Annotated in this window: 13 protein-coding genes; 6 read left to right on the top strand and 7 right to left on the bottom strand. The window is 34.0% G+C overall.

The window, feature by feature from the left end:
* Window positions 1-455: 455 nt before the first annotated feature.
* Window positions 456-1,049, bottom strand: a complete 594-nt coding sequence (locus KFV11_RS11505; RefSeq protein ID WP_254250631.1) for a Type 1 glutamine amidotransferase-like domain-containing protein — start codon at window positions 1,047-1,049, stop codon at window positions 456-458.
* Window positions 1,050-1,169: 120 nt separating this feature from the next.
* Here KFV11_RS11505 and KFV11_RS11500 point away from each other — a divergent pair, with 120 nt between their 5' ends.
* Entirely contained in the window at window positions 1,170-2,129 is a 960-nt protein-coding gene (locus KFV11_RS11500) for an IS30 family transposase (protein ID WP_254250630.1), read from the top strand.
* Between the two features lie 235 nt (window positions 2,130-2,364).
* Here the strand turns inward: KFV11_RS11500 and KFV11_RS11495 are convergent, their stop codons facing one another.
* From KFV11_RS11495 to KFV11_RS11475, 5 genes are all read right to left on the bottom strand, one after another.
* The gene (locus tag KFV11_RS11495; protein ID WP_254250629.1) at window positions 2,365-2,931 is read right to left on the bottom strand and encodes a tyrosine-type recombinase/integrase; all 567 of its coding nucleotides are present in this window, start codon (window positions 2,929-2,931) and stop codon (window positions 2,365-2,367) included.
* Between the two features lie 169 nt (window positions 2,932-3,100).
* Window positions 3,101-3,436, bottom strand: coding sequence for an ArsR/SmtB family transcription factor (locus KFV11_RS11490; protein WP_133418528.1), 336 nt, complete (start codon window positions 3,434-3,436; stop codon window positions 3,101-3,103).
* Window positions 3,437-3,455: 19 nt separating this feature from the next.
* The gene (locus tag KFV11_RS11485) at window positions 3,456-4,073 is read right to left on the bottom strand and encodes a CadD family cadmium resistance transporter (protein ID WP_149459927.1); all 618 of its coding nucleotides are present in this window, start codon (window positions 4,071-4,073) and stop codon (window positions 3,456-3,458) included.
* A 104-nt stretch (window positions 4,074-4,177) separates the two neighbouring features.
* Window positions 4,178-4,762 carry a hypothetical protein gene (locus KFV11_RS11480; RefSeq protein WP_254250628.1) on the bottom strand — a complete coding sequence of 195 codons (585 nt, stop codon included), beginning with the start codon at window positions 4,760-4,762 and terminating at the stop codon, window positions 4,178-4,180.
* A 716-nt stretch (window positions 4,763-5,478) separates the two neighbouring features.
* Window positions 5,479-5,571 (bottom strand): type I toxin-antitoxin system Fst family toxin, encoded by a 93-nt coding sequence (locus KFV11_RS11475; RefSeq protein ID WP_149459942.1) that lies wholly within the window; start codon window positions 5,569-5,571, stop codon window positions 5,479-5,481.
* Window positions 5,572-5,733: 162 nt separating this feature from the next.
* Here KFV11_RS11475 and KFV11_RS11470 point away from each other — a divergent pair, with 162 nt between their 5' ends.
* From KFV11_RS11470 to KFV11_RS11450, 5 genes are all read left to right on the top strand, one after another.
* A complete protein-coding gene (locus KFV11_RS11470; RefSeq protein WP_254250637.1) occupies window positions 5,734-6,105 on the top strand; it encodes a hypothetical protein in 372 nt (123 codons plus the stop codon).
* Between the two features lie 519 nt (window positions 6,106-6,624).
* A complete protein-coding gene (locus KFV11_RS11465; protein WP_254250636.1) occupies window positions 6,625-7,068 on the top strand; it encodes a plasmid mobilization protein in 444 nt (147 codons plus the stop codon).
* Entirely contained in the window at window positions 7,050-8,147 is a 1,098-nt protein-coding gene (locus KFV11_RS11460; protein WP_254250635.1) for a relaxase/mobilization nuclease domain-containing protein, read from the top strand. The genes KFV11_RS11465 and KFV11_RS11460 overlap by 19 nt, the downstream gene beginning before the upstream one ends.
* The gene (locus tag KFV11_RS11455; RefSeq protein WP_254250634.1) at window positions 8,137-8,331 is read left to right on the top strand and encodes a hypothetical protein; all 195 of its coding nucleotides are present in this window, start codon (window positions 8,137-8,139) and stop codon (window positions 8,329-8,331) included. Before KFV11_RS11460 ends, KFV11_RS11455 begins: the two co-directional genes overlap by 11 nt.
* A 1-nt stretch (window position 8,332) precedes the next feature.
* A complete protein-coding gene (locus KFV11_RS11450; protein ID WP_254250633.1) occupies window positions 8,333-8,953 on the top strand; it encodes a hypothetical protein in 621 nt (206 codons plus the stop codon).
* Here the strand turns inward: KFV11_RS11450 and KFV11_RS11445 are convergent, their stop codons facing one another.
* On the bottom strand, window positions 8,954-9,781 hold the full coding sequence (locus KFV11_RS11445) for a helix-turn-helix domain-containing protein (RefSeq protein ID WP_254250632.1): 828 nt from the start codon (window positions 9,779-9,781) through the stop codon (window positions 8,954-8,956).
* Window positions 9,782-9,907 lie beyond the last annotated feature (126 nt).

Here is a 9,907-nt window from a genome sequence, read left to right as displayed (position 1 = left end):
CGATTTGTTTTATTGAAAACTGTTTAAAAATCGGGTATGATTAAAACATAATCTTATAAGAAGAGTTTAAGGAACATTCTAAAGTGTTTGCCGATGTACGCGATCGGTAAGCGATTAATAACTGTTGCAAGCAGTTATTAATGCTGAATGTTCTTTTTACGTTCAATTAAGTTAATTAAATTGTATAACTATTCCAAAAAAATAGCAAACCAAAATAGAAAATTTCTATTTTAGTTTGCTATTTTTTTGAGAGAAATCGAATGAATTAAAAAATAAAAAAGAGTATATTAAAATTTTGAATTTTCTATAAAATATATAATATCGTTATTAGCATGAATACTCATCATTTATGTTTATATAATATGTTCATTTACATTCGGTGTAATTATACTTTTTGTGTGTATTTACAATTAAAAAATTTTTAAATATAATACATAATATATATGTAGATACTTTCATTTATTTCTAGATTCTTTATATATTATACCTTCACCAATATATTTTATTGGAGTATTGTCTTGAATTATTACAGCAGTATTGTCTGGTAACTTTAACTGATCATTTTTCTTTGATAAAGCTATATATTCTTTATTTGCATAATAATGACAGGTAATCTCATGGTCATAGATTAAGTTCCATGTATTAATTTTTTCTTTATTTCTTTCATCTAAAATATCAGAGCCTAAAATTATTGCCCCAGCACTATGTCCATATATACATTTAAAAGAATTTTTTTTAATAAAATGTTCTATTGAATTTTTATCTATTGCTTTTGATAACTTTTTTAAGTCACCTCCAGCAATATATAGGGCATCGTAATTATTATATTTTGTGTTTCCTATGTCATAACAAATATCAATATCAACAATATTTACAGTTCTCATCATATCTTTGAAATAGTTAAAACTATTTTCTATTGTTCTATGATTCTCGTCTATAGCATGAGGAAGGTATAATATTTTAGGATTTCTATTTAAAATACTTGCAAATTCTTTGTTTATTTCTTTTAAACCTTCAGAGCTACCACCACCACAAATAAAGAAAATCAAATGTAATCACCTCATTTATTTTATCGCCGATTGTAAAATTAAGCTAGACAACTAATAAAGCCTTCTGTGCTAGACTCAATATGTATTTCCGTCCAAAGAAAACATAAGGAGTTAGCACAAATGGCCTATACACATCTTACCACGGATGAACTTGCGTTCATAGAATCATATTACCACCAGAAAATTTCGGTCAGTGAGATCTGCCGGAGAATTAAGCGTTCAAGACAGACCGTCTATAATGTGATTAATGCATTCAAAGCAGGTATATCTGCCCTGGAATTCTATCAGAACTATAAGAAAAGAAAATCTCTTTGCGGAAGACGTAGAATCGTCCTTCCTAAGCATCAGATCAGTTATATTCAAAAAAGGATAGCCGACGGCTGGACACCTGACACCATCATAGGCAGAAATGAAGAACCTATCAGCTGTTCTGTCAAAACTCTGTACAGAATGTTCAGGGAAGATATTCTTCCTGTTCAATCACTTCCGATGAAAGGGAAAAGAAAACCTAACGGTCATCATGAGAAAAGAGGTCGTCAGACTTTCAAACGTCACATTTCAGAAAGAACAGTTGAATTTCCCGACTTTGATAAAGAGTTCGGTCATCTTGAAGGCGATACGATTGTTGGTCGTCGTCATGGTAGCGCAGTCATCACCCTTGTTGAACGCGTTTCTAAGATGATCATCACCCTACGACCGGAAGGTCGCAAGGCATCCGACATTGAAAAAGCATTAAACAGTATGTTTTCGGCTTTACCTTATCGTCTCTTTAAATCCATTACATTCGACTGCGGTAAAGAGTTTTCCAGCTGGAAGTCAATCAGTAACCAACACGATATATCTATCTTTTTTGCTGATCCAGGCACACCTTCGCAGCGTGGTCTTAATGAACATTCAAATGGTATGCTTAGAAGAAACGGTCTGGACAAAGATATGGATTTCAACACAGTTACAGACGATTATATTATTCAAGTTGCACATTCCCTCAATAATCGACCTAGAAAATCTCTTGGTTATAGGACACCATTGGAAGTATTTATGAGTTTCATCGAAGATGAGAAGTTGTCTAGCTTATTTTGACAAACGAAATATATTATACCAATAAGATATGAAGGAATGATTTAATGTTTAAGAAATTCAATAAATATGAAGTTTAGAGAATTAAATGATTCTTCTGATTTGAATATAATCTTCGAAAATGGATTAAATAATGTAGATATCGATAAAATAAATGAGATAATATCTCAATTTAATACAAAAAGTTTTGGCGTAATGAAATTTTGATATTGAAAGATAAAAAAGATTAATGAAAGTATTAATCGAATATATCCCTCATTATTTCAATAATTAATTCATTTAGAATATCTTGATTAATTCCAACATATTTCAATGTAACAGACTGGGATGAATGATTAAATAAATCCATCAATAAAGCGACATCCTTCGTTTTTTTGTAGTAATGGTAACCAAAGGTCTTACGCATAGAATGTGTGCCGATATCACTTAAACCGATTGATTTTGCTGAATGATTCAGGATTCTATAAGCCTGTACACGGCTAATGGGTTTACTATTGCCCTCAGAATCGAGTTTATTGCTTTTAAACAGATAATCTTCATCCTCCAGGAACTGAATATAACGATCAATATCCTCCTTTATATGATAAAGGGGGATTTGTTTCTGTTTACGGGTCTTCTGTTCTCTGAGTTTGATTGTATAGTCCTTAATATCCTTTTTCTTTAATCCCAACATGTCACTCACTCTCAAGCCACAGTTAATCCCTAAATTAAATAAAAAGACATCACGCTCTGATCCATAATAAGCGAGTGCTTCTTTCATCTCCTGTATCTTTTTTACGTCACGAATCGGTTCTACGCTGTTCATCAAAACCACTCCTGTATGATACGTATAATATACGTATTGATATCATTATGATACATTATTTGAGGCATAAAAATAAACCCCTGTGTTTACGGGGTTTGACATGTAACATAATTACCATTGTGTTACATTTTCAGACAAATAAAAAAAGCAGACACAGAAATATGACCGCTTAATTATTACTAAAAAATAACTTAATTTCTTCATCTTTGATAAAATAATATACCATTTTCCCATTTTTATAAAAATCAAGAACATCATTTTTATACAATAATCTAAGATGATGAGATGTAGAAGCCACACTCATATCTAGAATGATAGCAATATCACAGACACAAAGTTCTTTTTCACTCAGTAAAGACAATACAATTTTTAATTTTTTTTCATCGCATATTTTTTGAAAAATATTAAGTAATCTTTGCGACTTCTCAATTTTTAAAAAATCTAACGCTTTGTCCACTTTATCTTCATGAACACATACTATGTCACAAGTAATAGATTTATTCATTTAATTTCAACACCCTTATCTAAAATAAAAATTCTAAAATTGTTTGAATTGTTTTATTTTCTATGATAATAAACATTCCTAGTCCTATATAAATAACAGCCATTATCCAACGACTATACTTCTCAATAGTACCACCAATTCCAGGTATATTAGCAATTTTTTGAGCTGTAAAAACTAATACAAATATCAACACTAAAAATGTAATAAGTGTAACTATTAGATTTGACATATTAAGTGAAACAAAATATGGAACAAACAATCCAATGTTATCAGCACCACAACTTGCGATAGTCACTAATGCCACAGTTCCTATTAATTTTGATAATCCTTTTTTATCCAATTCTTTTTTTGCTCTTTTTTCACCAGCACAATCGTCATATAATGCTACTTTAACACCGAAATAAATTGGTATTATACCTAGCAATCCTAACATCCATTTCTCTGGAACATAATTTAATACGAAAGCTAAAAATAAACTTACTAATATTAAAATAATAGAACCTAGATATTGTCCAATATAGATGTTTCTATATTCTTTCTTTGTGCTAGCTCTAGCAAAGAAAATTAATAAAATAACTAATAAGTCTACAGCAGTTGCTGTGTATAAAACAGTAGCAGTAATAATAGTTTGAAACATAAAAGCACCTCATTCAAAAATTCATTTGAATGAAGCTTAACATATCCATCAGTAATATTCAAGTATATTTTTTAATGTTATTTTAACTCAATAATTTTTTAATATCACTTAAAGAAACGTGACAACAAGCCACCTTTTTTATTTGTCGTGCTATTACTTTCTTGCTTATCTTCTCTTAAGTCACGATAAAAGTTATCAATTTTATTTGTATCTTGCACATTATCAGCCTTTGAAGTATCTTCTTTGACTTCCTGTAGTTCTAATTCAAGAGCCTTTATCTTATCATTGGATTGTAATTGTAATGACTGTTGATTGTGTAACAACTGTTGTTGCTGCTTAAGTAATGAGGTCAAGTCTTGCTTATCATCTTGCAATGATTGTATTTGTTTGTTTTTATCATCAATCATTTGTCTAAGAAGTTCTATTTTATTGTTATTGTTTGATACATCTTGAGTATCATTGTCTTGCTTTGAGCTACTATCATTATTTATTAGTTCAGATACATCTACATTCAATGACTTAGCTTTATTATTGAGTATTCTATTTTTAATTGCTTCAACATCATCAGCACTTGAAACATACAAAGTATTGTCTTGCTTAGTCAGTTCTATTTCCAATTTTTTAGCATTATTAAACACAGTTTGTTTACTTACATTCAATTCATTAGCAAGATCAATACATGATTTCATTTTATCAATCCTTTATCAATAGTTTATTAAACGTTTGCCTAATTATATCTAAACTTATTAATCCTTTGACAATCATTTGTTAAGTATCTCAAAGACAATTATATCAATACATCTACCTTAATCAAATGCAATTATTTATTAAGTTATTCATGACGTTTTAGACAACACTTGATCAAATACTATATTATTTTATCAAGTGTTTGCCAATGATTTGTTAAAGCTTAGCACAGACAACGTACAAGCAACGATAATGTATTTGAATGGTTGTAAAGTCCTAAAGTAGTTTAAAGGCTTGTCAGAACGCTTTATTACTCTTATACGGTCCTATTTATGTGTTTATTCAGTAATATTTCTTAGTTATAATTAAATAAATAAAAGATTGAGGTGATTATATATCTGAGGAAAAGACAGAGGTAAAAAGAAAGTTTGGTTTTTATCATCGCAAAGGTGAAAAGATTAAAATTGTTTTTACTGACGGAAAAGCTATCACTGGAACATATTTATTTGCACCACAGTATGAGATTATTATCGAAACAGAAGATGGACGAGAAATAACGATTTTTAAACATGCTGTAAAGTATGTCTATGTCATTGATTAATTTTACAAAGAAAACTGAATGATATATAATGAAATCAACAAGTAGAAATTCCATGGAAACACCGAACCCCCTGACTGCTGGAACAGTCAGGGGGTTTTTAGGTGCTGGTATGCCGTCTTATTTCTTACGTTGATCTAACCAGTGAGAAAACAACGCAAGAGCTACGCCCACATAAAGGGGCGCTATAACGCTAACAAGTAAAAAATCCATGGAGATCACCTCCTTCCATAAGATCTCGCCTATGGAAGTGAAGACGGCTTACTCATTATATCGAATTCATATGAATTCTTCTAGGTGGCCTACTTTATTCTTTTTACCACGTAAAGACTAGTGGCATAATAAGGATAACGATAAACATCAGGAGGATATACGATGACTAATATTGATTACGAAAAAGAAATTCAAGCGTTAGAAGAAAAAAAGAAACAGTTATTAAAAGAAAAGCGTGAAAAAGACAGAAAAGAACTTCAGACCTTGAAAGAAGTCTTTGGTAAGGACTTCCCTAAAAAAGAAAACGGTAAATTCATCTCACTAGATGAATTTAAGAGAAATTATGCCATTTCACGCAAAGATCAGTCAGTTATTGATTCAAATAAATTTGATGCAGTCCAGAATGAACTGCATCAAATAAAAAAGGATTTAAACAACATTGCGAACGCAATGGACGATTCAAAAGGTTACTGGCACGTGAGTGACTTAAAGGGTCTGACGAATTGGCTATCACAGTTTAGAACGAAGAGCTAAACTGTGATAGCCAGTCTTACAAAAGGGACTGAAATACAGTCTCTTTTGTGTGAAATTGATTTGAATATGCTGACGAAAGTAGTCAGCGTTTTCAAATTAATTGGAAGATATTTTCTGCAAAGATCCATCGAAACATCATGTGATGTTTCGATGGATCTTTATATTTTTTATCGCAGACTATTTCGAAGAAATAGACGAAGATAAAAAACGAAAGGGTTAAGGGAAATACTTTTCCCTTACAAGGAGGCGGATGATACTTTGCGAAGCAAATGTATACATTCGCACTGCTTGACCAAAACATTTTTGTACAATTTATGGTACAATTGAGATAAACATCGTGACAGAACAATTGTACAATAAATGTTTTGTGTTCTTGTGATGTGATGGCTGTTGTTAATCTCAAATTCGAGCGAATAGTGAGATATTTGGATTTACAACAATCGTGTGAATGTCTGCGACCGAATAGGGAGCAGTCTAAACCGATACATCACATCACTTCGGCACGGAGTGGCGTAAAAAATGACGAATGAATATGAGCTATTTTTTACAGAATGGAGGGACGAACAAGTGAGCGAGGCAAAGAAAAAATCAAAGATTATTTCTTTCCGAGTGAACGCAGATGAATATGATGTGATCGCTGGTACAGCTTCAAGTGCCAACTTGAACATCACATCATATTTAAAGGCACGCGCATTAGGAGGGAAGATTCATCGTCCACTGATGAAGTCAGAGGATATTCAGAGTATCTTACCACCACTTTCAAAATTATCCGGAGAGATCAGTAGAGTAGGGAACAATATGAATCAGTCGACACGTGCTTTAAAAGCTTTAGCACGTGAACCCTATGTTGGTTCTGTAGAATTGAATGCGATTAAAAAGCTGACAGAAGAATTTCAGGCATCTCAGCATGAATTTGAACGACTTCAGAATGAGGTGCATCAGATATGGCACAGACTAAAGTAGCATCCTCTAGAAGTGCCACGGCATCCATCAAATATGGGCGTGATGGTAAAGATAAGGACACACAGGAGAAGAAGTGTATCGCAATGTCTGGGATCAACTGTGATCCGAGTAACGCTGAATATGAATTTCGTGTCGTGAGGAAAGCGTTCAACAAGGCGAAGGACGAAGGCAAGGACATTCAGGCGCACCTCATTGAACAGTCCTTTAAAGGGCGTGATATTGATCCTTTTGAAGTCAATCAGATGGGATATGAACTGGCCGAACGGATGAATTCAGAACTCGGAGGGGGCTTTCAGGCCGTCGTCTATACACATGGCAATACAGACAACTATCATAATCACATCGTGTTTAATGCGGTAAATTTAGAGGATGGCCACAAATATCACTGTTATCAGGAAAAGATGATCGTCGAACGCATCAATGATTCGGTTGTACAGGAACATGGTTATCCTGTCATTGAAAAGCATAAGGAACGTGGCACATCAGTTACGATTAAAGAACAGAAACTCAAGGATAAAGGCGAATATATATGGAAAGATGATCTAAGAGCACGTATCGATCAGGCATTCGAAAAAACAAAGGATAGCCTTCATTTCGATTTAGAGCGCTTTAAGGCGCATCTAACCGATCTAGGTGTCAACATAAGGGAAAGATTCAATCAGAAGCAACAGATGACCCGTTTTTCATACGATTTTATCGACCGGGATGGTAAGAAACGTATCATACGTGAAAAAAATTTAGGAGTTGATTATGGTGCCGAGGGAATCAAATACGGACTGGAGCAGGAACGAGAATCTTATGAGCGATTTAAACGACAATCAGGATTCACACCTCTCCCAGCAGGTCGTACAGCTAACGCTGAAGTACCAGAAAGCAGAGATCGCATTCAACAGTATGCACGACAAGTACTTGACGCTCGTATCAGAGATGCAGGAGATGAAACGCTACAACGAGACACTCAAACAGGAGATGCGCACGGTCATCAACGAAAATCGAACACTCAAGACCGAACTTCAGAGGACCATCCAACACAGCCAGGACAAGATAAACGACATGACCGTGGTGGATTTGAACGCTGAAAGTCTTAGACGGGACGTCTTAACGGATCTGAAAAGAGAGATGAAGTCTGAAATAGAGATGCATCAGACGGAGCTGAATCATAGCTACCTCAGAACAAAGCTTATCCTGAACTATATCCCCGTCATCATCAGTTTGATCTTTGTGATATTCACCATCTATTATCTTATAACAGGGATGCATTAGGATGTTCACATTCCTCTATTATGGCATCCCGATCTGTATCGTTGCTTTGTGTCTCTATTTAATATTCGTATTGACGGCGAAATTTGAGGACCATCTCGCATCGTTAAGATTCACACTGCCTTTATCTGTGATGCTCTTCGGCATAGGGTTCACGATCAGTACATGGACGCCTTTATCACCGTTGCCTTATTATCAGGCGCATCTACATGTACAGAAAGTCCACCAGCAGTCCAAAACAGCTGAGACCTATCTGGAAGGCTTAGTCGACAAAGGACTACTGGATACGACCGTGAAGAAGCATGTCACACATCAACATTTTTCAGTTGCACAGAAAAAAATCAGTCAGGTTGATGACCCGAGGAAACGTAAAGCTCTGATGGATAAATACAGTGACTATCTATCAACGTATGAACATCAGATCGGTGACAGGCTCATCCAAAAGCTTCAACTGGAACATCTCAGTATCTCTGAATACAGCAACCTGACATCACAGGACTATGACAACGTCCGTTATCAGATTCAGCAACAGATCCAGACACCACGAACACAACAGTCTTTCCTGGAACGTGTCGAGAAGCTACAGAAACGACATGATCTCGAATATCAATCCGTCACTCCATAACTAGATGACAGCATTATAGACATAGAACTGTTGTGCGATATATTCTCGAAGAATCCCAATGTAGTACGCTCTGTCACTCTTTATCTCAGCTTTCTGTCCGTGAGAAACTCTTTTCTTTGCCTTAACAAGTGATTGTATCGCATAATTCATAATTTCAATGTGATCTTCAGTGTCATAGATATTGTTACCGATGGTTTCTTTCAGCATTGTTTTGTATAGAGACAGAATTTCTTCATCACTAAAGAAAGGCTTTGCGACGTTGTAAATTTCGTCAGGCACTTCCATCGGTTTGACACGAATATCTGATTTTTTAATGTTGTGATATAAAATTTTAGAATGTGTTTTATTTAAACGTTTCTTGTTACTTAAAAATATATTTAATAGATTTAAAAAATATATAGTTTCCTTTTTTGCGCGAACATGTTGTAAGGCTTGTTGCGACAATGCTTTTCCGGTCTTCATAACCTGATTAAGCGTGGACATTTTAGCGTGGACATTTTTTTCTTTAAGGATTTCATATTGCGTATACGTGTTGATACGATAGACATTTGCGCCGTTATTTTTACGTTTACCACTAACGGTATGAATCTTCGTAATATAACCTTTAGCATCGAGATTTTTTAAAATACGGTAGACGGTTTTCTTACTGATTTCGAGATGATCTGCGATAGTCTGAAGTTTTAGATGAGCATAACCAATCACCTTTAAGCTATGTTGTTTTAAAACGTTTAAAATACGGTATTCAGTCTTTTTAAGATGACGATTGTATCGCTCAACCGTGCGATCCATTGCGATGATTGTTTCAAAGTTATTTTCAAAGTCGTTCATGATGTAAGTCATTTCTATCATTCCTTTTTTAGTATTTAGGAACGAAAAAAGAGTACACGCCGGTCTTTTCCATGGCATGCACTCTATGACTTTTATCATATATGATGTTTCCTTAAATCATTCTTT

Origin of the sequence: Macrococcus equipercicus, assembly GCF_024205945.1 — a bacterium.
Lineage (GTDB): Bacteria > Bacillota > Bacilli > Staphylococcales > Staphylococcaceae > Macrococcus > Macrococcus equipercicus.
This window is presented reverse-complemented; position numbering and strand designations above follow the sequence as displayed.